The sequence below is a fragment of the Allohoeflea poritis genome, from assembly GCF_027889715.1.
GTDB lineage: Bacteria > Pseudomonadota > Alphaproteobacteria > Rhizobiales > Rhizobiaceae > Hoeflea_A > Hoeflea_A poritis.
In genome coordinates this window covers 108,560-130,862 of sequence record NZ_JAPJZH010000002.1, presented here as the reverse complement: position 1 = coordinate 130,862, position 22,303 = coordinate 108,560, and the positions used below count along the sequence as shown (strand labels likewise).

21 protein-coding genes are annotated in these 22,303 nt (G+C 60.1%); 9 read left to right on the top strand and 12 right to left on the bottom strand.

Annotation, left to right across the window (positions count from 1 at the left end; all coding sequences use genetic code 11):
- Nucleotides 1–14: 14 nt before the first annotated feature.
- Complete coding sequence (locus tag OOZ53_RS03670) at nt 15–1,001, top strand: helix-turn-helix domain-containing protein (protein ID WP_271087962.1); 987 nt, start codon at nt 15–17, stop codon at nt 999–1,001.
- 116 nt (nt 1,002–1,117) lie between these two features.
- Entirely contained in the window at nt 1,118–1,711 is a 594-nt protein-coding gene (locus OOZ53_RS03665; protein WP_271087961.1) for an NAD(P)H-dependent oxidoreductase, read from the top strand.
- A gap of 319 nt (nt 1,712–2,030) precedes the next feature.
- Here the strand turns inward: OOZ53_RS03665 and OOZ53_RS03660 are convergent, their stop codons facing one another.
- Together OOZ53_RS03660 and OOZ53_RS03655 are read right to left on the bottom strand one after the other, a co-directional pair.
- Nucleotides 2,031–2,825, bottom strand: coding sequence for an alpha/beta fold hydrolase (locus OOZ53_RS03660; RefSeq protein WP_271087960.1), 795 nt, complete (start codon nt 2,823–2,825; stop codon nt 2,031–2,033).
- Nucleotides 2,826–2,846: 21 nt separating this feature from the next.
- Nucleotides 2,847–4,364: a class I adenylate-forming enzyme family protein gene (locus OOZ53_RS03655; protein WP_271087959.1), complete on the bottom strand. Its 1,518-nt coding sequence runs from the start codon at nt 4,362–4,364 to the stop codon at nt 2,847–2,849.
- Nucleotides 4,365–4,528: 164 nt separating this feature from the next.
- Between OOZ53_RS03655 and OOZ53_RS03650 the strand changes: the two genes are divergently transcribed.
- Nucleotides 4,529–5,239, top strand: coding sequence for a transglutaminase-like domain-containing protein (locus OOZ53_RS03650; protein ID WP_271087958.1), 711 nt, complete (start codon nt 4,529–4,531; stop codon nt 5,237–5,239).
- A gap of 20 nt (nt 5,240–5,259) precedes the next feature.
- Nucleotides 5,260–6,069, top strand: a complete 810-nt coding sequence (locus OOZ53_RS03645) for an enoyl-CoA hydratase/isomerase family protein (RefSeq protein ID WP_271087957.1) — start codon at nt 5,260–5,262, stop codon at nt 6,067–6,069.
- Between the two features lie 13 nt (nt 6,070–6,082).
- Here OOZ53_RS03645 and OOZ53_RS03640 read toward each other — a convergent pair whose 3' ends face one another.
- Entirely contained in the window at nt 6,083–6,841 is a 759-nt protein-coding gene (locus OOZ53_RS03640) for a glucose 1-dehydrogenase (RefSeq protein ID WP_271087956.1), read from the bottom strand.
- A gap of 70 nt (nt 6,842–6,911) precedes the next feature.
- Here OOZ53_RS03640 and OOZ53_RS03635 point away from each other — a divergent pair, with 70 nt between their 5' ends.
- Complete coding sequence (locus OOZ53_RS03635; protein WP_271087955.1) at nt 6,912–7,550, top strand: DUF3307 domain-containing protein; 639 nt, start codon at nt 6,912–6,914, stop codon at nt 7,548–7,550.
- Between the two features lie 9 nt (nt 7,551–7,559).
- Here the strand turns inward: OOZ53_RS03635 and OOZ53_RS03630 are convergent, their stop codons facing one another.
- Both OOZ53_RS03630 and OOZ53_RS03625 read right to left on the bottom strand, forming a co-directional pair.
- Complete coding sequence (locus tag OOZ53_RS03630) at nt 7,560–8,021, bottom strand: cyclic nucleotide-binding domain-containing protein (protein WP_271087954.1); 462 nt, start codon at nt 8,019–8,021, stop codon at nt 7,560–7,562.
- A 44-nt stretch (nt 8,022–8,065) separates the two neighbouring features.
- Nucleotides 8,066–10,780, bottom strand: coding sequence for an ABC transporter transmembrane domain-containing protein (locus tag OOZ53_RS03625; protein WP_271087953.1), 2,715 nt, complete (start codon nt 10,778–10,780; stop codon nt 8,066–8,068).
- 294 nt (nt 10,781–11,074) lie between these two features.
- Between OOZ53_RS03625 and OOZ53_RS03620 the strand changes: the two genes are divergently transcribed.
- Entirely contained in the window at nt 11,075–11,743 is a 669-nt protein-coding gene (locus tag OOZ53_RS03620; protein ID WP_271087952.1) for a nitroreductase, read from the top strand.
- Between the two features lie 15 nt (nt 11,744–11,758).
- On the opposite strand, the gene OOZ53_RS03615 is transcribed toward OOZ53_RS03620, so the two are convergent.
- The 6 genes from OOZ53_RS03615 to OOZ53_RS03590 all read right to left on the bottom strand — a co-directional run bounded on the left by OOZ53_RS03615 (nt 11,759) and on the right by OOZ53_RS03590 (nt 19,095).
- Nucleotides 11,759–13,111 (bottom strand): UDP-glucose dehydrogenase family protein, encoded by a 1,353-nt coding sequence (locus OOZ53_RS03615; RefSeq protein ID WP_271087951.1) that lies wholly within the window; start codon nt 13,109–13,111, stop codon nt 11,759–11,761.
- 81 nt (nt 13,112–13,192) lie between these two features.
- Entirely contained in the window at nt 13,193–14,107 is a 915-nt protein-coding gene (locus tag OOZ53_RS03610; RefSeq protein WP_271087950.1) for an ABC transporter permease, read from the bottom strand.
- Nucleotides 14,104–15,090 (bottom strand): ABC transporter permease, encoded by a 987-nt coding sequence (locus tag OOZ53_RS03605; protein WP_271087949.1) that lies wholly within the window; start codon nt 15,088–15,090, stop codon nt 14,104–14,106. The genes OOZ53_RS03610 and OOZ53_RS03605 overlap by 4 nt, the downstream gene beginning before the upstream one ends.
- A gap of 9 nt (nt 15,091–15,099) precedes the next feature.
- Complete coding sequence (locus OOZ53_RS03600) at nt 15,100–16,665, bottom strand: ABC transporter substrate-binding protein (protein ID WP_271087948.1); 1,566 nt, start codon at nt 16,663–16,665, stop codon at nt 15,100–15,102.
- A gap of 241 nt (nt 16,666–16,906) precedes the next feature.
- Complete coding sequence (locus OOZ53_RS03595) at nt 16,907–18,220, bottom strand: type I glutamate--ammonia ligase (RefSeq protein WP_271087947.1); 1,314 nt, start codon at nt 18,218–18,220, stop codon at nt 16,907–16,909.
- Nucleotides 18,217–19,095 carry a MurR/RpiR family transcriptional regulator gene (locus tag OOZ53_RS03590; protein ID WP_271087946.1) on the bottom strand — a complete coding sequence of 293 codons (879 nt, stop codon included), beginning with the start codon at nt 19,093–19,095 and terminating at the stop codon, nt 18,217–18,219. The genes OOZ53_RS03595 and OOZ53_RS03590 overlap by 4 nt, the downstream gene beginning before the upstream one ends.
- A gap of 149 nt (nt 19,096–19,244) precedes the next feature.
- Here OOZ53_RS03590 and OOZ53_RS03585 point away from each other — a divergent pair, with 149 nt between their 5' ends.
- The 3 genes from OOZ53_RS03585 to OOZ53_RS03575 all read left to right on the top strand — a co-directional run bounded on the left by OOZ53_RS03585 (nt 19,245) and on the right by OOZ53_RS03575 (nt 20,914).
- Nucleotides 19,245–19,895 carry a cysteine hydrolase family protein gene (locus OOZ53_RS03585; protein ID WP_271087945.1) on the top strand — a complete coding sequence of 217 codons (651 nt, stop codon included), beginning with the start codon at nt 19,245–19,247 and terminating at the stop codon, nt 19,893–19,895.
- Nucleotides 19,896–19,988: 93 nt separating this feature from the next.
- Complete coding sequence (locus OOZ53_RS03580) at nt 19,989–20,144, top strand: hypothetical protein (RefSeq protein ID WP_271087944.1); 156 nt, start codon at nt 19,989–19,991, stop codon at nt 20,142–20,144.
- Between the two features lie 95 nt (nt 20,145–20,239).
- Nucleotides 20,240–20,914 (top strand): protein-L-isoaspartate(D-aspartate) O-methyltransferase, encoded by a 675-nt coding sequence (locus OOZ53_RS03575; protein WP_271087943.1) that lies wholly within the window; start codon nt 20,240–20,242, stop codon nt 20,912–20,914.
- A gap of 29 nt (nt 20,915–20,943) precedes the next feature.
- Here OOZ53_RS03575 and OOZ53_RS03570 read toward each other — a convergent pair whose 3' ends face one another.
- Nucleotides 20,944–22,158, bottom strand: a complete 1,215-nt coding sequence (locus tag OOZ53_RS03570) for an OsmC family protein (RefSeq protein ID WP_271087942.1) — start codon at nt 22,156–22,158, stop codon at nt 20,944–20,946.
- Between the last annotated feature and the right edge of the window lie 145 nt (nt 22,159–22,303).

The window sequence follows — 22,303 nt, the reverse complement described above, 5'->3', positions numbered from 1 at the left end:
AGCGTGACCCCGCCTTGCCTGAAAGTGCACTCTTGTCCGCGCCCGTTGCCCATGAGGCGGTTCGGTGCCATATTTTCGCGATGGGAGCGGTGCCGTCAGGATCGAATGTCTGGTCTACGGTCGGGCGGAACGATACGTTCGCCCATTGGCGAGAAGTCGTTTGTCAGGCCTTTACCAAGCTGACGCCCGAACGCATTTCGGACGGCCGGTTTGCCGGAGAAATACGGCTTTCGCCCTTCGGGCAAACAGGTACCTTCTCCAGAATCACCGCAAGCCCGCAACTTGTTCAGCGGCGCAGGCGCGATGTGGAAGACCGGCCATGCGATGCCGTCTTCGTCAATATCCAGGTGTCGGGTACAAGCGCTGTGCGCCAGTGCGGCGTGGAGGCAAAACTGGAGCCCGGCAGCTTCGTCATGCTGGATGCACGCCAGCCCTTCGACATGCGTTTTGACGGAAATTTCAGGCAGGTCTGCATGCATTTGCCGATGCACCTGCTGGACGGGCACGGTTTCAATCCGGAGATGGCCGTGGCAAGGCCGGTCGGGCGGGGCGACGTCTTCGGGGCGGCGCTGCTCGACAGTGTCGATGCCATTATCGATGAGGAGGACACGGAAGGATCGCCCGATCATTTGGTGCATCTGCTGCGGCTGAGTCTTGGCGACGGTCGCGCCGATGCGCTTGCCGACCGGCATTTGCGGCATATCAAGCGGTTTGTCGCCGGCAATTGCAGCGATCCCGCCATGTCGCCTGGCACGGTGGCAGCGCATTTCCGCATTTCCACCCGACACCTGCACAAACTTTTCGCCCGCTCGGGCATCAGCTTCGGACAGTTTCTTCTGCGCAGCCGGCTGCGCAAGGCGCGCATCGCGCTTCTGCTGAACCCGCAGCGTCCGATTGTCGAGATCGGCCTGGAGGCGGGCTTCCAGAGCCCCAGTCATTTCTCGCGCTGCTTCTCGCGCGAATTCGGCATGACACCCTCGGCCATGCGCGGCCTCTGCTGAACGCATCGGACCGGAGCCAGTGCTCCTCTTGCACACGACAGGTCGTCGGTGGCGAGTGACTTGCGCTGAAATTGCGTTTAACTGATTGTCGGTCAAACGGGAACCGGGGAGGGCACGTGCGCCTGCTGATCATCTACTGCCATCCGTGCGAAGAAAGCTTTGTGGCCTCGGTTCATGGGCGCGCGGTATCGACGCTTGAGGCGGGCGGGCACGAGGTTCGGGTTATTGACCTGTACAAGGAAGAGTTCGATCCGGTTCTGGGCCGTGAAGAGTGGCTTTCCTATTTCAGCACGCCGGAAAAGAACATCGAGGCGGTAAAGCGCTATGCGGAGGCCCTTGCCTGGGCCGAAGGGCTGGTGCTGATCTTTCCGACCTGGATGTATGGCCCACCGGCCATGCTCAAGGGCTGGCTGGAGCGGGTGAGTCTTCCGGGCGTTGCATTCGAGGTGGCGCCGGAGAAGAATGCGCGTATCGTTGGAAAGCTGAAGAATATCAGGCGGTTCTGCGTGATCACGACGTCCGGCTCGCCGCGCTGGTGGTTGCGGATCGTGCGCGATCCGGGGCGCAATTTCCTGATGCGCGGCATGCGTATCATGTTCAGCCCGACCTGCAGGACGACCTGGCTGCAGCTCTACGATATGGACCATGCCGACGACCGCGCCCGCGCGCGATTTCTCGGGAAGGTCGAAAAAATCCTGTCGAAGTTCTGATCATTCGGAACGGTGCGGTGCACAAATTTTGAGCCGGCTGCCTGCTTATTCACTTCTGAAGGTCCAGCTCGCCGGTCAAAAAGAATAAAGAAATCGGCGTAATTCATTGAATTAAATAATCTAAATCTTCTCTCGAAAATCTGGCATAGAGCTTGCAATGTTCTGTGCAGGTCCAGAGGGGACCTTTGCGAGGGTGCCGCAAAGGCGCTCCAGAGGCAGGTCGCTGGCCGTGATTTGCACCATCGGGTGCAGGCCGGCCGGCGACCTGAAAATACAGGCTTGGCGCGTGGTCGCGGTGTTCAGATCGCGTTCCCGGCCCCTAACGCGCGATCTCTTTGGTCAGAAAGTCGGAAAACGTCTGTCCGGCGGCTTCGGTCTGCTCGATCTGCAGATAATGTCCGCAGCCGTCGAGCGCGACAAAACTGGCACGCTTCAGTTTGCCGGCCAAGGCTTCGCTCTTGTCGGCGGGCACCATCTTGTCGGCGGTGGCGGCCAGGACGAGAACGGGAATGCCTACCTTGTCCAGCCTGTCGGAGAGGTCATAGTTGCTGCAGGCAAAGAAATCGTCATGGACAACCTCCGGGCCGGCCTCGATCAGCCGCTTGCGGCCTTCCTGCCTGAAGGCATCGCACGTGTCGCGGTGCCATGAATATTTGACGATGTTGTCGACGGTCGCCTCGAAATTGTTCTGAAGACCTTCGAGGATTGCCGGGCTGACGGAGAGTTTGCTGGATCCCGCGACAATGGCGATCGCGCACAGACGCGGATTGCCTGCGACGGCGAGCGTGAGGGCGATCCCGGCGCCCATGGAATGGCCCGCAAGGAAGACGTTGTTGAGATCAAGCGCCTCCAGAAAGGCGGCGACCGCCTGCGCATAGTCGTCCACCGTGCGTTGGCTCGTGCCGCCCGACTGGCCGTGCCCGGGCAGGTCGATGGCGTAGCACGGGAATTTTGCAAGGCAGCCCTTGGCATTGCCGCGCCATGCCATCGGCCAGTCGGCCATCTGGCCGCCGGCACCGTGGACCAGCACGATGACCGGGCCTTCTCCGACGGGTTCGACGCCGTTGAAGCTGTAAGCCAGCTCATAATCTCCGACCGACACTTTGTTGTGCATGGGACCTCCTTATTGGGGCGGCTATTCGTCAATCATCTGTTCAAGCAGATGCCGCTGGATCTTTCCACTGGTCGAGCGCGGAAAATCGTCAAAGGCGATAAATCGTATCCGGCTCGGCCGCTTGTACCGGGCAAGCGATTGCGAGCAGCGCTGCAACAGGGCTTCTTCCGTCAGGGTTTCATCCGAAACCGAAACGAAAGCGACCGGAACCTCGCCCCATTTCTCATGGCCGGTACGAACGACGGCGGCGTCGCTGACCCCCGGATCGGCCAGCAGGACGCGCTCGATCTCGGCGGGATATACATTTTCGCCACCTGTCTTGATGAGATATTTCGCGCGGTCGACGAAATCCAGCGTTCCGTCCGGGTTGCGGCGGAAAACATCGCCCATGTGAAACCAGCCGCCGCGAAAACACTCGGCATTGGCCGCGTCGGCATTCCAGTATCCGGAAAACAGGGTCGGCCCGCGCAGGGCCAGTTCTCCCGGCTCGCCATCGGCGACATCCTTGTCGTCCGGATCGACCAGGCGGACCTCGCAGAATGCGGTCTGCTGCTTCGAGAGGCTTTCAGGAAATTCCCCGGGCTGGATTTTGCCGCGCGACGCCGGTGCAAGGCCAGTCTCCGTGGCGCCGAAGGAGTTTGCGTAAGGCGTATCCAGAATGCGGGTCACCTCGGCAATCTGCTGCGGCGGCACAAGGTCGGCCATGGCGCCGCAGATCACGATGCCCACCGGCTTGACGCCGGCTGCTTTGCCCGCTGCGATGAAATCCTCGATCATGCCCGGTATGAGCACCAGCCAGCCGATCTTGTGCCTTTCGATCGCCGCGATGATCTCGTCCGCATTGTAGCCGTCGACAATTGAGACAAGACCGCCGCGCATCAGGGTCGAGAGGGCGTGATCGGTTGAGGCCATATGAAACAGCGGCGCCCAGGCCACAAAGCCATCATCCGGCGCCAGCGCCCATTCCGATGAGAACACCAGCGACCGCGCGATCATGGCGCGGTGGCTGATGACCGCGCCTTTCGGCAGACCGGTGGTGCCGCTGGTATAAAGGATAATCAAACCGTCCTCGGGCTCGACGTCGCCTTCCACGTCGGTGCTTGAAGAGCCTGCCAGAAGCGCCTCATAGGGTTTGCCCAATTTGAGGACCGGCGCGCCGCCATCCCCGGGCAGGCCGGATGCCAGCGCCTCCTCGGCGATGATCAGAGACGGTTCCACCAGCGATATGCAGTGCGCCAGCTCGTCTTCGACAAGGCGCCAGTTCAGGCAGCAGACGATGGTGCCGATTGCGGCTGCTGCCAGTTCCAGTTCAATATATTCCGTCCGGTTGCGGGACAGGATGGCGATACGATCGCCACGCCCGATACCATTTCCCCGCAAACCGTTGGCAAGCCTGTTTGTCCGGGACAGAAGCGCTCCGTATGAGATTTCGATGTCGCGCTGGCGCAGTGCCGGCATGTCGGGTGCGACGCGTGCCCGAGCGCGAAACAGGCCATAAACGGTGGACCGGCCGGACAGGGCCGATGGTTCGTACATCATGCGCGCCTCCGAAATCAGCGGGGCGATGTTACACAAAAAACAAATGAATGTTAGTTTTTTTAAATGAACGCTCCGGCGGTCGATTGACACTGTTTTTGGGCGCCAATATTCTAACGGTCGTTAGAAAATCATATCGAATTTCCGAAGCGTGCAGGAGGTGGCAGGTGAGCGAAGCAAACGGGCAGCTCCCGGCGGACATCGACGGCTATCTGCAGCCGACCCGCTTTATCGACAGCGATTCGGAGGCGGTTCGCGCATTTGTAGAAAGGGCGCTGGCGGCGTCAGATGAACAGTCCGAGACACAGAAGGCCGTCAGGCTTTTTCACGCGGTCCGGGACGATATCCGATACGATCCCTACGCCTTCTCGCTTCGGCCGGAAGATTACACCGCCAGTGCGATCGCCGGCTTCAAATCCGCTTATTGCGTGCCAAAGGCCATCCTCCTGACAGCCTGCCTGCGTGCGGTCGGCATTCCCGCGGCGGTGGGATTTGCGGATGTGCGCAACCACCTTAATTCGCCGAAATTGTCGGAGATGATGCAGACCGACCTGTTTATCTATCACGGCTATGTGCAACTGTGGCTTGGCGACCGATCCTTCAAGGTAACCCCGGCTTTCAACAGTGAGCTGTGCGGGAAATTCGGGGTCAAGCCGCTGGAGTTCGACGGGACCGGCGATGCGCTCTTTCACGAATTCGATACAAAGAACCGGCGGCATATGGAATATGTCAGGGACAGGGGTATTTTCCAGGAAGCACCGATGGAGCAGATCCTGTCCGATTTTCGCGAATTCTATCCAAACCTGGCCGCCCATGCGGAGGCGCAAGGGGAGCGGGGCCTGCGGGTGGAAGATGAAGCCTTTTCCGGCTCCGCCTGACAAAAACAAGGAATACATCCATGACCGACCGCTATGCCGCCTACGGCAAACTGAAGCTTGATCGCCCGGCCGAGCGGATATTGCGCATCACCTTCTCCAATCCGTCGAGCTACAATTCCGTCGACGGCGAAACCCATGGCCAGCTGACCGATATCTGGCGCGAAATCGATCGCGATCCGCAAACCAATGCGGTGATCGTCACGGGCGAAGGCAAGGCGTTCTCGTCGGGCGGGGATTTTGGCCTGATCGAGGAAATGGCCGGCGATTACGATGTGCTGATGCGGGTGTGGAAGGAGGCGAAGGACCTCGTCTACAACATCGTGAACTGCAACAAGCCGATCATCTCGGCGATCAACGGACCGGCCGCCGGCGCGGGTCTCGTGGTCGGCCTGCTCGCCGATATCTCGGTGGCGGGCAAGGCGGCACGCATCGTCGACGGCCATCCGCGGCTCGGCGTTGCCGCCGGCGATGTGGCGGCGATCATCTGGCCGCTTCTGTGCGGCATGGCCAAGTCGAAATATTATCTGCTGACCGGCAAGCCGCTGACCGGCGAGGAAGCCGAGCGTATCGGTCTCGTCTCGCTGTGTGTCGATGACGATGAACTCCAGGAAACCGTACTCGGTATCGCGTCGGACCTCGCAACCGGCTCGCAGAGCGCCATCCGCTGGACCAAATATTCGCTGAACAACTGGCTGCGCTCGGCCGGGCCGATCTTCGATACATCGACGGCGCTGGAGATGCTCGGATTCATGGGGCCGGATGTGCGTGAGGGCGTTGCGTCGCTGCGCGAGAAGCGCAAGCCGAACTTCAATCCGGACTGTCCGGTCTAGCTCAGAATTTGTTCTAGCCGCTCATCGTCAGGCCGCCGGATACCGATATCGTCTGCCCGGTGATAAAGCCGGCATCGTCGCTGGCCAGAAAGCAGATAATGCCCGGAAAATCGTCCGGACTCGCGAGTCGGCCCATCGGGATCGCCTTTTCAAGCGCCGCCTTGATGCGTTCACCCGAGCCGCCTTCGGCAAAGCTTGCGAATAGCGGCGTATCCGTCGGTCCCGGGCAGACCGCGTTGAGCTGTATGCCGGTTTTCGCAAGCTCACGGGCCATGGTCTTGGTGAACGCTATGATTCCGCCCTTGCAGGCCGAATAGACGGCTTCGCCGGACGATCCGACCCGTCCCGCATCCGAGGCGATATTGACCACGCGCCCGTGGCCCTGCGCGATCATGACCGGCAGCACGGCGTGGTGCATGTGCAGGGGGCCGTAGAGATTGATATCGATGACCCTGGTCCATAGCTCCGTATCGGAATCCACGAAGGGAACGAGCCTGTCCCACCCGACATTGTTGACGAGGGCGTCGATGCCGCCCGGACCGATTTCCGACAGGGCTGCCGAGATGGTGTCGCGGTCGGTGATATCCACGTCGAAAGCCTCCGCCTGTCCGCCGCCCGCCGCAATATCCCGCGCGGTCTGCCGCGCCTTTTCGATATCGACATCGAAAATGAGGACGTGAGCGCCTTCTTCTCCGAACCGCCGACATGTGGCCGCGCCGATGCCGCTGCCTCCGCCGGTTACGATGACCCGCTTTCCTTTCAATCCGCGCATGGTTCGTTCCCCTGTTGAGTGATTGCTGCCAGGACACCGGCGAGCTTAGACAGTGTTGAGCCCGGGGACGATGATCGTGATCAATCGTATGGCGATCGGCGCAAATGCGCCTCGCTGGTCCAATCGACCGGAAATCTCACTTCTTGCACCGCGGAAACAGCAAAAAGGCCCTGAAAAAAATTTTTATCCGATGGTGCCAATTGCCGGCCTTCTCCAAAAAAATTGGCGCCAAATCGTTGACCGCAAACGAACGACAATCCATGTTGAAGGGGAGAGGGGCGCACGATCCTTGCGTTCAGGGCGTGTTTCGCTCCGGGGTGGATTGATGGAACTATTTGTTGTTTGGGTGCTGGTTGGCTTGCAGGTCAAGCACTACGTGGCGGACTATACGCTGCAGTGGCCCTCAATGATTGCCGGCAAGTGCCATGTCAACAAGATGGGCGGGTATCTGCATGCCGGCATCCATGTGCTGCTTACACTTCCTATCCTGCTGCTGTGCGGCCTGAGCGCACTGACCGTCATCCTGCTGATGGTGTTCGAGTTCGTGATTCATTACGCTACGGATTTCGCCAAGGGTGCCTATGACTGCAAGCACAAGCTGGATGTTCACACCCGGCATTTCTGGGTCATTCACGGCGCCGACCAGCTCATTCACCAGTTCACCTATGCGGCGATAATCGCCGTCATAATCCTGTCGCAACCGGTTTGAGGCAAACCGTCAGCCGGAATTCTGCTTGTCCAGGACATGGGCAAGATCGGAGGTCGTGTGCGCAAGCCGCCTGGCCAGTTCGCGGATGACCTCAACAGCCACATCGGGAAACTCGCCGATCAGCTCCATCAGGTTCTCACGCTTGAGCTCCAGCAGGGTGAGCGGACCATGGGCGCGTACCGAGGCCGTGCGCGGCACGTCGCAGAATGCCGATATCTCACCGAAAAGGGCATTTGTGCCGAGGGTCGCCACAACAACCTGCTTGTCGCCGCTGTCGGACAGAATATCGGCCTCGCCATTGGCGATCAGATAGGCGGATGTTCCGTTGGAGCCCTGCGAGAACACCTCTTCGCCGTCGTCGAACACCAGCTGTGTCGACGTATAGGCGATCAGCTTGAGCTTGCTGGGATCCACGCTCTCGAACAGCGGCACCTTTCGCAGCATTGCGACATCATCATTCAGCGTGCTCATCTACAAACTCCCGTTCACTCCCTGCCTTCGAGCCCAGGCCGGTCTTATTTGGCCATCGCTTCAAGCCGCTCGGAAACCTTCTCCGGCGATCCCTCCGATACGATACGTCCGTGCTCCATGAGCAGGATGCGGTCGAAATCCTTCCATCCGCCATTATCGAGCGGGACACAGATCACGCCCATATGACGCTGCCCGTTCTCGGCGCCCATTCGCACGACTTCATGGATGATTTTCATCCGCTCGCCGGATTCCAGGGCCGAGAGCGCACGGTTGAGGATAACAATATCGGGTTTCTTCAACAATGCCCGCACGATTTTCAGCTTCTGGGCCTGGTTCGTCGACAGATTGCGGCCGCCATTGCCGACATCGTAGGACAGGCCGATATGGAACACCGTGTCCGAAACGCCGCTGGTTTCAAGCAGCGTCTTGATCGCTTTTAGGACGCGCTCGCGTGCGCCGATGCGCCGCGCGTCGATCCGCCCGAACAGGATGTTGTCGAGCACGCTCAGCGCGGGGTTGAAGCTTTCCGGGTCAAGGAATGCGACGGCGCCGCTGTGCTCCTTCTCCAGCATGGTACGCAGGCTGTCGCGCGCGGTCAGCAGCTTGGACTGCATCGCGTCGTCGACCAGGCCGAAGCGGGTCTGCGCTTCGCAATACTCGAACGCAAGGGCGAGCATCGTGTCGCGATCCGCTTCGTCCGCGCTCTTGCTGGTCTTGCCGTCAAGCTTCTCCAGCGCAATCCGCATTTCCTGGAGACGTTCGGGCGAGGGGCCGCCGGATCGCTGAAGCAATGTGCTGTCCTCGGCAAGGTCGCCGAACAGTTCGATGTTGTTTCGCGCAATCTCCACCCCGATGTCGAACAGTTCCGACAACAGGCCGGCCTGATCGAGCAGCCCGCGAACCGAATTGTTCGAAGGCAGGTTCTCCGGGCTGAACGCCTGATCGACGGGCGTGCCGAAGATCAGGTTTTCGCCGATGGTCAGTTCCTGGCTGTATTTTGCGGGGTCGAAGAATTCCACCGCACCCTTCATCTGCGCACCGGACTGATCGCTGGCAAAGCTGCGTCGCGCTTCCATGATGCCGTTCTTGATATCGTCGTCCGCATCATCGCCCAGCCGGCGCAACAGGCCGTATTCCAGGACATCGTCGTAGAGATCGACGCGGTGCATGATCGACAGCAAATGTTCCGATGTGTCGCCCTGCGGCCACTCCGCGTTGATCTCCCGGCCGAAGCTCTCATCTTCCAGCACGCCGGCCTTTGCCGGTATCGGTTCGTTCTCGTAGACACGGAATTCGGTGTTCTTGCTGTCCTCATCGATGATGGGCGGCGAGCCTTCTGTGTAGGGAAGCGTTTCGGCAAGAGTGGTGCGAATGCTGCCGCCGGCAAAGAATATGTTGCTGTCCGCGTATCCGATCCGCTGCCCGCTCAGCCTCTCGGGCACCCGTTCCAGATCCTGCCCGTCCAGCGCGATCCGGCCCGAACCGATGACAAGCAGGCGTGCAAGCATCTCCGCGAGGTGCTCGGCGCCTGAATCGGCGTTGCCGACGATCGCAACAGCTTCGTTTCGTGAGATCGCTCCGGACACATCCTGAATGACGGGTTGCTCGGCGGCGTCGAGCACCGTGACATGATCGAACGAGAAACCGTCCTTGATCGGTTCCACCGGCGTTTCGCTCGCCTCCTGCCTTGCGCCCGGCATGATATGGGTGTTGGCGAAATCCTCGACCGCCTGTTCGTAGCGGATCTGGTTGAGCAGGCGCTGCTGGTCCCAGTCGATGATCCCCTTGATCGGCGCCGGAAGATCCTTGTATGCGGCAATAGAGGCGACCAGCGCGCCCAGATCCATGCGACCCGTTATTACGAGATAGCCGCCAAGAAGATAGAAGATGAACGCCAGCACCTGAATGAGAAAGTTGTTCAGGAACTTGACCTGGAACTTGCGCTGGTAGAGTTCGAAACGGATGACCACGATGCGCCGCAGCATCTGCCAGATATTCTCGCGCGCACGGTTTGACATGGCGTGCAGATGGACATCGTCCATGCCCTGCACATATTCGCCGATCCGCCCAGACAGCTTGCGTGCGGTTTGCTGCCGCTGACGGCCGAGTTCAAGCAGGCGCCGGCGGAGCAGCGGGATAATCCAGGCCTGGAAAAGCACAATCGCCAGGGTGATGATGCCGAACATCGTATTCTGCAGGAACAGGAAGGTCAGTCCGGTAAGGGCCTGGGCGCCGAGGAACACGGGTGAGGAAAAAGCGTCGCCAAAAAACTGGCCGAGCGGCTCGATCTCGTCCTTGATAACGCTTGTTATCTCCGCCGGTTTGACGCGGCGCGCCTTGGCTATCGGGTAGCGAAGCACCCGGTCGAACAACTCGTAGCGCAGCCGGCGCAGGAGTTTCTCGCCAAGCTTGCCCTTGTAGGTATTGATGTAGAGCTTGAACCAGCCGTTGAGCGCCACGGCAAACAGAAAGCTGAAACAAAGGGCAATCAGCATCTGCTGGCGGTCGAACTGTACGCCGGAGAACAGGTTGACTGTCCGGCCGAACAACGTTTCCGAAAACGGCAGATCGATCGTCAGGAAGCTTTGCGTGGCGCCTGGTGAGTCGAATCCGTCACCCTGGATCGGTCCATTGACGATCAGCTTCGGAAGCTGCAGCATCTGGAAATAGACCGGCATGGAGACTACCACGACCACGAATATCCAGATCTGCTGGTTTCTCGAATGCGTCCAGATGTATTTCAGGAGATTGCGCTGCAAGGTTTTCCTCGGTTGCGTGGCGGATCCGTCCCGGTCAGCCCAACTGGTATGCCAACAAACGAATTCGCCCTAGACAGTTCATGGACGGTCCAATTGTGTCAAGTCAAGATCAAGCATCTATCGAACCTTGTCTCCATCCACATAGCTCTGCGAAGCTGTTTCCGGTGGAAAAATTCGCTGTCAATCGGAGCCTGTTTTGTTCAAAAGATCCCGTTGCCTGGAAACTCGAACCCGACACATCCCGTCTACGGAGGTCGCCATGAGCTATTCATCCCAACCGTCAGGTAAATCTGCATGAACGTATCGGATGCCCTTGCCACCCGCATCACCTGCCGCGCCTTTCGTCCCGATGCGGTGCCGGAAGAAACGGTGCGTGCCATCATCGACAAGGCGCGTTACGCGCCTTCCGGCGGAAACCTTCAGCCCTGGCACGTCTTTGTCCTGACCGGTCGCGCCTTGAGTGGCCTGCTGAACGACATTCAGGAAACAATGGTCGAAATGCCACGCGGGCAAACGCCTCAGTACCGGGTGTACCCGGAAAATCTGAAGGATCCCTATGAGGCACGGCGCTTCAAATGCGGTGAGGACATGTATGCGACCATCGGGGTGACGCGCGAGGACAAGAAGGGCCGGATCGCACAATTCCAGCGCAATTTCCGGTTTTTCGGCGCACCGGTCGGCATGTTCGTCTATCTCGACCGCACCATGGGTGCGCCGCAATGGGCCGATACCGGTATTTTTCTGCAGAGCATCATGCTGCTGGCGCGGGAATACGGGCTTCATACCTGCCCGCAGGAGGCCTGGGTGCAGTGGCATGAGACGGTTGCCGGCCATCTCAATCCGCCCGATGACTGGATGCTCTTTTGCGGATTGGGCCTCGGCTACATGGACGAGGCCGCTCCGATCAACGGGCTGCGCACCGACAGGGCGAGTGTCGACGAGATCGCAACGTTCATGAAATGAATGGCGTGGGAGCCGCTATTCGGCGGCGTGTTTGACTGTCGCTCCGGTGCCGATGAGATCGCCCCGTCCGACGGCTTCGTAGACGAAGCCGGCTCCGGTGATCCGTGCCGGGTCGAACATATTCCGCAGATCAACCAGCACGGTCGAAGCCGGATCCATCTGCCGGCGCAGGCGATCAAGGTCGAGTGAGCTGAATTCATCCCAATCCGTGATGACTGCAAGCGCGGCCGCGCCCTCGGCGGCAGCATAGGGGTCAGGGCAGATTTCAATTTCACGCAGCGTGTTGTTTGCGCCGGCGACAGCGGCCGGGTCATAGGCGCGGATAATGGCGCCCGCGTCCAGCAGTGTCCGGATAATCGGGATGGACGGCGCCTCGCGCATATCGTCCGTGTCCGGCTTGAACGTCAGGCCGAGAATGCCGATCCTGCGGCCGCGGACCCGCCCGCCACAGGCGCGGATGACCTTGCGGGCCATGGCGCGGCGGCGCTGGTCATTGATCGCGACCGTGGTCTCGACAAGCCGCAGCGGACTGTCGCTGTCCTGGGCCATATTGGTCAGTGCCGTGGAGTCTTTCGGAAAGCAGGAGCCGCCATAGCCGGGACCCGCCTGCAGAAAGCGGTCGCCTATGCGCGCATCCATACCCATGCCGCGCGCAACGGAGAGAACATCGGCGCCGACCCTTTCGCACAGATCGGCCATCTCGTTGATGAAGGTGATCTTCATCGCCAGAAATGCGTTGCTTGCATATTTCGTCAGTTCGGCGGTGCGCCGTCCCGTGAACAGGATCGGTGCTTCATTGGCGCATAGCGGCCCGTAGACCTCTTCCATGATCGACTGCGCGCGTTGATCATCGGTTCCTATGATGATGCGGTCCGGTTTCTTGAAGTCCTCGATGGCCGAGCCTTCCCGCAGGAACTCGGGATTTGAGACGACTGCGCACTGTGCGGCCGGATTGACGTCCCTGATGATCCGTTCCACTTCGTCGCCGGTTCCCACCGGAACGGTGGATTTTGTCACAACAACGGTAAAGTCGGACAGGTGAGGGGCTATTTCCCTGGCTGCCTCGTAAACAAAGGTCAGGTCAGCATAGCCGTCGCCGTGCCGGGAGGGCGTTCCGACTGCAAGGAACACAATATCGGCGCGACCTGTTGCGGAACCGACATCGTCGCTGAAGTGCAGGCGGCCTGCTTCCGCATTCGACTTCACAAGCTCTTCGAGGCCGGGCTCATATATGGGAATCTTGCCGCCGCGCAGTGTATTGAGCCGGTTCGGATCCTTGTCGACACAAACGACGTCATGTCCGAAATCAGCAAAGCAGGTGGCCGATACAAGCCCGACGTAACCTGCGCCAATCATCGCAATATGCATGCTGGTTCTTTCGCTTGATAGTCCTGTCCGATGCTAGCATTGCCGCATTGCAACATCAAACGATCAGACAGTTTTCCGCCGCTATTTGAGCCGCGGATTGAGCGCATCGCGCAGCCAGTCACCAAGAAGATTGACCGAGAGCGCCAGGGCCAGAAGCGTGATGCCCGGAAAAAGCAGGATCCACCATTCGCCGGAGAACAGAAAACCCTGGCCGATGCGTATGAGCGTGCCGAGCGAGGGCTGGGTCGGGGGCGCGCCGACACCCAGAAAAGACAGCGTCGCCTCGGCTATGATCGCCAGCGCCAGGCTGATCGTCGCGATGACCAGCACCGGGCCGAGGACGTTGGGCAGAATGTGACGCATCATGATGGCGCTTCGCCGGCGACCGATGAGCCGCGCCGCCTGGACATATTCCTTGTTCTTCTCGACCAGCGTCGCGCCGCGCACGACCCTTGCAAACTGGACCCAGTCGGACAGGCCGATCGCCAGAATGAGCACCCAGATCGCCATCTGGTCGCGCAGATGCACCGGCGTGAAGCCCTTTGCAATGCCGAAAATCAGCATCGCGACAAGAATGGCGGGGAAGGTTAGCTGGACGTCCGCGATCCGCATGATGACGGATTCGATCCAGCCGCCGACATAACCGGCAATCAGACCCAGGCTGACGCCCAGGACCATGGCAAAAAGCACCGCCATGAAGCCGACGAAGAGGGATACACGCATGCCGTAGAGGATTGTCGAGAACATGTCGCGCCCCTGACCATCCGTGCCAAGCAGGAAGGTCTGGCCGGTCATCGCGCTGGGCTGCATGGGCGGCGTGAAGCCGTTGAGCAGGTTCAACGTCGCGGGATCATAGGGATTGTGAGGTGCGACCAGCGGCGCGAAGAGCGCGCCGAAAATCAGCAGCACGACGACCAGGAAAGAGATCATCGCAAGCGGTGAGCGGCGGAACGACCACATGAAATCCGACTGCCATGCGGCGGACAGCGCGGTCATGATCCACCTGCCGTAACGGCATCGTCGCGCAGACGTGGATCGACCGCGAAATATAGCAGGTCGACGACGAAGTTGATGGCGACGAACATGACGGAGATCAAAAGCAGATAGGCCGCCATGACGGGAATATCGACGAATTGTATGGCGTTGATGAAGAGAAGCCCGATGCCCGGCCACTGGAACACCGTCTCGGTGATGATCGCAAAGGCGATGATCGAACCCAGCTGCAGGCCGGTGACGGTGATGACCGGCACCAGCGTGTTCTTCAGCGCATGGCGGAAATGGACCACCTTGTCCGACAGGCCGCGGGCGCGGGCGAAGCGGATGTAATCCTGACGCAGCACTTCCAGCATCTCGGAGCGGACGAGACGCATGATCAGGGTCATCTGGTAAAGGCCCAGCGTAATGGCCGGCAGGATCAGCGCCTTGAGGCCGGACTCGGTGAGGAAACCGGTGGTCCAGTCGCCGACCTTAACCGTCTCTCCGCGGCCGAAGCTCGGCAGCCAGCCGAGTTCCACCGAGAATATGTAAATCAGGAGTATGCCGATGAGGAATGTCGGCAGCGAAACACCGATGAGCGACAGGGCCATGACGATGTTCGCCCCCAGACCCTTGCGCCTGATGGCGGTAAAGACGCCCAGGGCGATGCCGATGCTGATGGCGAAAAGGCCGGATACGGCGGCCAGTTCGAGCGTCGCCGGGGCGCGTTCGGCGATGATTTCGGCCACGGGCCGGCCCTGGCGGTAGCTGACGCCGAAGTCGCCGCGCAGGCTGTTGCCGATGAATTTAACGTACTGGACCGGAAAGGGCTGGTCGAGGCCAAGTTGCGTGCGCAGACGCGTGATGTCTTCCTGCGTCGCTTCCTGGCCCAGCATGTTGTCGATGGGATCGCCGATGAAACGAAACATGGAAAACGCGACCAGGCCGACGACGAGCAATACGACGACGGCCTGGAACAGGCGCTTGACGGTATAGGCGAGCATGATGCCCGGTCAGTTCACGTTCACCCAGCGCAGGATGAAGAAATTGTCCGGCCTTTGCGTCAGGTCGATATTGCCCTGCGCACCCCATACCAGCGGCTGCACATAAAGCGGGACATACACCGTGTCGTCCCGCAGTATCCTGGCGACCTCGTCGAGCATAGCCTGACGCTTCGTGTCATCGATCTCCGACTGGATCATCGGCAGCAATTCGTCGACCCGCGCATTGGAATAGCCGCCGAAATTCCACGATCCCAGCTTCTTTTCGGCGTTGGGGGTGGTGACCAGGAAGCGGATGGGATGCTCTGCATCGAACGTGCCTGGCGACCAGCCGAGCAGATACATGTCGTAATTGTCAGCGCGCAGTTCCGGCCAGTAATTGCGCACCGGCATGGCCTCCAGCTCGGCCGTGATGCCGATCTGCGCGAGCATGCCGACAACGGCCTGGCAGACCGCCTCGTCGTTGAGATAACGGTCGTTCGGGCATTTGAGACCGAAAGAGAAACCATCGCCGTAACCGGCTTCGGCGAGCAGAGCCTTGGCTCCGTCGACGTCATAGGCCGGGCGGTCGGCGGAACTGGTCGAATAGCCGCGCATGGCCGGGCTCACCAACTGGCTGGCCGGCTCGGCATTGCCGCGCATGATGGTCGCGAGAATGGCATCGACATTGATCGCCTTGGCAACAGCTTCCCGGACACGCGGGTCCTTGAACGGGTTCGGCTTGCCGGCGTCGCCGGTATATTTCAGCGTGTCGGCCTCATGTCCGAAACCGAGCATGATGACGCGTGCCTCGATGCCCTGCAGCACCTTCAGATCATCGCGTGCCTTGAGCCGCTCGGCATCCTGGATCGGTACCGGGTTGATCATGTCCACGTCGCCCGAGAGCAGCGCGGCCACGGCGGTCGCTGGGTTCTGGATCGGTGTGAATTCCGCGCGGGTCACATTGTGTTCCGCATCGCCCCACCAGCCGTCGAATGGTACCAGCACCGTCTTCAGTCCGGGCTGCCGCTCGGAAAGCATGAATGCGCCGGTGCCGTTCGCATTGAGCGTGGCATGGTTGCCGTTCTCCTTGTCCGGGCGCTCGGTTGCGTTGTCGGCGGCCCAGCCGGAATCCATGATCATCCAGTTGGCGATGGAGTCCGGGAAGATCGGGTTGGGCTGTTTGGTCATGATGTCGACGGTGAAATCGTCGACCACAACGACCTCAGACACAGGGGCGAACCAGGAGGATACATCCGACTCCTCGCTCGAGGCGCGCTCGTAGGAGAACTTGACGTCCTCAGCGGTGAAATCGGATCCGTTGTGGAATTTGACGCCCTCGCGAAGCTTGAAGCGCCAGCCTTGGCCATCGCCGATCGGCTCCCAGCTTACCGCAAGCGACGGCTCGATGCGCATATCCTTGTCGCGCCGCACGAGGCCTTCATAGACATTGTTGAGGAAGCCGAGCACCGGTGCGGAACTGACAGCATGCGGGTCCATTGTCTGGGGATCGGTTACCGAGGCCCAGCGGAACGTCTCGGCATTGGCCGCCGTTCCCGCAAGAGCAAACAGGAGAGATCCCAAAATCAGTCGCTTCATTTTTCAGTCCTTTTATCCAGGCCGGACCGGGCTCTGTTCCGTACTCGAGGCGCCTTGAGCGAAGAGGCTTGCCCGCCGGCCGTTACCCTGGTGACGCGGTGTATGCCCGGAAGGTTGCCGGGGCACCGCGGCCTATGCCGGTGTTTTTTGTCGACTTCTGATTGGTCGCACCGGCCTGACCTTACGATTGTCGCAAGCCGGACCGCAAGGCCTGATCCGTGCCGCCAGCGGCTTTATGGTGTCAATAGGCCGCTTCGTAGGCAGCGCAGATCTCGGCTTCCGACTTGTCGGTCAGAAACGCCATTTCGCCCTTCTTGTGCCTCGTGTAGACATCCACGAATTCCGCTGAGAACCAGTCCTTGACAATGTCGGACGAACTGAAGGCGTCCAGCGCGTCTTCAAGGGTGCCCGGCAGGCGCACAAGACCCTTTTCCTTCAGCGCTTGTTCCGACAGGATGGATACGTCCTCTTCCGTTGCGTCGGGCTGTGCGAGCGCCTCTTCGATGCCCTGGACGCCAGCGTGGACAATAGCCGCCATGGCGAGATAGGGGCTGGCGGCGGCATCTGCGGCGCGGAACTCGAAATTGAACTGATCGGCAACCGAGACGTCGCTTAACTCGGATACCGGGCAGATCCGCACGGCCGCTTCACGGTCCCGCAATCCGAGATTGTTGTAGGCGGCGCTCCAGCGATGGGGCGTAAGCCGCGTATAGGAAACGACGCTCGGCGCCGTGATCGCGACGATCCGGTCCAGATATTTCAGTATCCCGGCAATGAACCGCCCCGCGGGTTCGCTGAGACCATCCTTGCCGTCCGGATCGTATGTAACCGGATTTCCTGCCGCGTCGCGAAGGCTAAGGTGCAGATGTACGCCATTGCCTACCCCGGCCGGATCGCGCAGGGGTGTGAAGCTGGCCTGCCTGTCCGTGTGCTCGGCGGTGACATAGACAAGCTCGCGCAATATCGCCGCATGATCGGCGATCGCGATCCCGTCCGACGTACCCATCGTGACTTCATATTGATCGACGCCGTATTCCTTCATGAAGGTGTCGGGTTTCAGGCCGGCGCTGCGCATGGCCGAGAGCAGTTTTTCGCCGAATGTGCGCTGCAGTCGGAAACCCGAGGCCGTGTAGGCGCTGCCAAGGGCGCAGCCTCCGTCCTTGATATGGAACTCGTGCTCGAAGGCTCCGTGCAGCGTCAGGCCGGATAGCGCCTCGAGGCGGTCCAGGGCTGCCTTGAGAAGCGAACGCGTGCAGCATTCCCACGGCCGCCCGTCCGTGTGCAGAATATCGCCGAAAACGAACTGTTCCGCCGGCAGGTCGTCCTGGTAGTCGAGACTGACCCGTGTTTCCGGGGCGGGGATCAGCACCAGGTCGCCAAGCGCGCCAAAGGGGCTTTCGGCAATCATGTCGAAACAGGTGATCTGCACATTTGTCGGTGTCCAGCCGATGCCGCGTTTCTGACGCTTCTCGAATTGGTCCTGCGGGAAAGCCTTGCCGCGCACCTTTCCGGCAAAATCGCTCGTACAGGCCACAATCAACGGTTCCGATTTCATGTCTGCTCGTCCTTGATACCATCCTGAATGCTGCCCGGCTGTTGCAGCCTGGCGGCATCCCATTTTTCTATCCGCCTGCGTGTCGCGTCCCAATCCTGCTCGGAGATTTTTACAATCATCGCCTCCGCCAGAGTCAAGGCGCTGACCTGTCCGTCCCAGGCTGTTCCGATCTCAGTGGGAACGGCGAGAACATGCGCGGCGTGCCGCGATGCCGGTGTCAGCCAGCGGTCGGTAATGACGACGATCTGCGCGTGTCGCTTTTCCGATACGATCTCGGCCAGCTGCGTCAGGCTGGATTGATAGCGCCGAAAATCGAGAAGGATCATTACGTCCTGCTTGCGCATGCGCAATATGTAATCCGGCCACAACTCCGGATTGGAGGGGATGTGGTAGATGCGTTCCCGGATCTGGCGCAAATGCATCGTCAGCATGCCGGCGATGCTGTCGCTCATCCGGCCGCCGATCAGGAAGATGTTGCGGCCGGGATCACCGACAAGTTCGCACACGTCGTCAAACTGACTTTGCGAAACGCCGGCGGCCATCTCCTTGACCTGTGTTGCGATCCGCTCGGCATAATCGAAAAGGAACCGGCCGGGATGCGTCGGGTTTTCAGTCAGCTTGAGATCGACCGGGGAGCGGTGGCTCTCTTTCAGTTCCGCGATCAGCCGGCGCTGGAATTCCTGGTAACCGCTGCAGCCGACCTTTGACACGAAGCGCGTGATCGAGGGCGCGCTGACGCCGGTTGCCTTGGCCAGTTCCTGGATCGTTTGCAGGCCGGCGAAAGGATAATCGGAGAGCACGACTCCGGCGACCTTGCGTTCGCTCGATGTCAGGGCCGGCCCGATTTCTTCTATTGTGTCGCGGAGATTGCTCATTCTTCAAACAGGATTATTGTCTTCATCGCATAATCGGGTTTGAAAAAAATTTGTCAATATGCTCAATTCAGTTGACATTGATCGAAATTTTAGACCCTATCTCGAATGTGCCGCGCCGTTGCGGCATCGGGAGGCGGAAGGTTCGACACATGAGTTCCTCAGTTTCGCTCAGCCGTGATGTGCCACTCGAAGCCCGACAGTCGGCGCTGTTGTTCATCGATGTGCAGAATTTTTGCGTGCGCCGCGAGGGCGGCGAGTTCAAGGATGTTGCCGACAGCGACCTCTCCGGGAAATACGGCTATTATTTCGACCGGCTGCACGGCAGCGCGATACCGAATATGCAAAGGCTTCAGAGCGCCTTCAGGGAGGCCGGCATCGAGGTGCTCTATACGACGATCGAGAGCCTGACCAAGGACGGGCGGGACCGAAGCCTGGATTACAAGATCACCGGCTTCAATGTCCCGAAAGGGTCCTGGGACGGACAGGTGATTGATGAAATCGCGCCGGGCGAGGATGAGATCGTATTGCCGAAATCATCCTCCAGCGTCTTTGTGTCCACCCATATCGACTACATCTTGCGCAATCTTGGTGTGCGCCAGCTTGTCATCAGCGGGTTGATCACCGATCAGTGCGTTGAAAGCGCCGTGCGCGATGCTTGCGATCTCGGCTATCTGGTTACGCTCGTCACGGACGCCTGCGCGACCTACAGCCAGGAGCGGCACGACAATTCATTGCGCGCCATTGCGGGCTATTGCAGGCAGGTGGACACAAGGTCACTGATCGCGGAAATCGGCCGGTAAACCCCGGTCTGCTGGGATTTTGTAACGTCTTTCGAACCGAAAACCATTGAAAAACATAGGCCGTTCTCTATATGTTCGCTTATGAATGCAAGAGTGAACACGGAACCAGAAATCGTCAACGATCACATCAAGGTGGAGCGCAAGCGGCGCCGCTGCCTGGTGTGCGGCGAGAAGTTCGACAGTCTCGGCCCCGGCAACCGCATCTGCAAGAAGTGCAAGTCAAAGCAGGCCTGGAGAAGCGGAATCTAGGCCTATGCCTGCCGGATTGCGGCGGCTAAGCTGTAACGGTCCTTTTCAAGTCCATGATCCAGCCGACGCAATGGTTGCGTCCCGCAAACTTGTCGATGACCGATTTTGAGGCCCAGCGAAAACGTATGGTCGCGGATCACATCCGTGGCCGCGGCATTTCTGACGAACTGGTTCTGTCGGCCATGGAGAAGGTCTGTCGCGAAGCCTTTGTGGCGGCCCAATTCAGCTTTCTTGCCTATGAGGATGGTCCGCTTCCCATCGGTGAGGGGCAGACGATATCGCAGCCCTACGTGGTTGCCTTCATGATCGAGGCGCTGGCATTGAAGGGCGGCGAAAGGGTGTTGGAGATCGGCGCCGGGTCCGGCTATGCCGCCGCCGTGCTGGCGCAGATTGCCGGTGAGGTCTATGCCGTCGAACGTATCGGCCCGCTGGCGCACAAGGCCGCGTCCAATCTGGACGGCCAGGGCTATCGGAATGTCCATGTGCACCTCGCGGACGGCACGCGCGGCTGGGAAGACGCAGAGCCTTTCGATGCCATTCTTGTTTCCGCCGGCGCGCCGGCCATGCCCGACATGCTGAAGAGACAATTGGCTCCGGGCGGGCGGCTGGTGGTTCCGGTCGGAGACAGCCGTCAGGATCAGGAACTCATCCGCGTTACAAGGCTGGCAGACGGGCGTTTCGAACAGAAGAAACTGGCGGATGTCCGATTTGTCCCCCTCATCGGCGAGGAGGGCTGGCCGGGCCCGTCGGCGGTGACGACCCCCACATAATCAGGCGCTGCGACGTCGATGGCCGTGTCTCACGCGGCCTTGCTTTTCGGCGTCACCTTCACCTTCGCCTTGAGATCGGTCCGGCAGAAAGCATGCAGGAAGCAGGTCTGTTCCGCCATGTCGAGACACAGGCGCGCATAGTCGTCATCCTCCCCGGAGGAAAGATAACAATGTGTTTCCAGCGGATCGGCCTCGCCGGGCATGCCCGTGCCGCCCGACGCGCCGCCAAGGGTGGCGTGGAAGTCCTGGAGGATACGATATTCATCCAGCGGTTTCTTGACGATCTTGGCGTAGCGGCCGAACTGCGTCATGAAGCAGAACCCGATCCCGGCGGCGATGTAGGACATGGCGTCGGGCGCGCGTCCCTTGCCGCCATTTTCCGGCGCCTCTTCGCTCAGGTAGCGGAAGATCGAGCCGTGCGGATTGTAGAGGTGCTGTTCGATCTCCTTGATCCCGTCCGGGCGCAGATGGCAGATGACCTTGACGTGCAGCCTGCGGTCCTGGTGGTCCGTCAGGGAGCCGCCGGCAAGGGTCGTCGTTTCTTCGGTTTTCGGCGTCATGCGGCCGGTGTGGCGGATCAGTTCCGTCCAATCACCATCGGCAACATCGGTCGCGTCGAATTTGTCGCCGGCATCGCGCAGGGTGGGCCCGTCGACAGGCAATGCCTTGCCGGTGCCGATATCACTGCCATTGTGGACCAGGGTGAAAAGGCTCTCCTTCTTACCGCGCATCAGGCCGTTGAGCGGCGAGGCCGCGACGGCGTCATAGATGAGGCTGGTCAGGCTTGCCTTGTCGGCATCGGAGTCGATCACCACCTCCAGATCGATGTTCTCGGCGCCGCCCGTCATGGTGCCTTTCAGCGCGGACCCCTTCATCGTGTAGTAATTGTCCTGAATGAGCGTGATATCGTTGATCGCGATTCCGCGTGCTTCCGCCAATGCCAGGATCTCGTTCATGTAGCTGCTGACCATGCCGGTCGAAAGAAAGGACAGCGGGCAGGGGGCATAATCGTGGCCGTCGAGATAGGCACCCTCGTCGGATGCGAGCCGCCACACTTTGCCGGTTCTCGCCGAAGCAACGAGGGCCTCTTTCTGCATGACGGTGAGCGAACGCACGGCAAGACGAACCGCCTCGCCACGGCCGTCACGGATGACCGGTGGTTCGAAGCCGATTTCCTGCGGATTCGAAACCTCGAAAAATAACGGTTTTCCAGAGTCTTGCAGGACGTTTGCATCCTTTGGCATTCTCGAACTCCCAATCTTGCTCCAAGCCGGCTCGCGCAGACGATAGTGTCACGGTTTCAGATTGCAACAGGTGGGAAGCGTGAACACATGCCGATTCAACGGTAAAGCCAGTTCCTTTTTAAGCTGTTGCTCTATTTTCCATGCT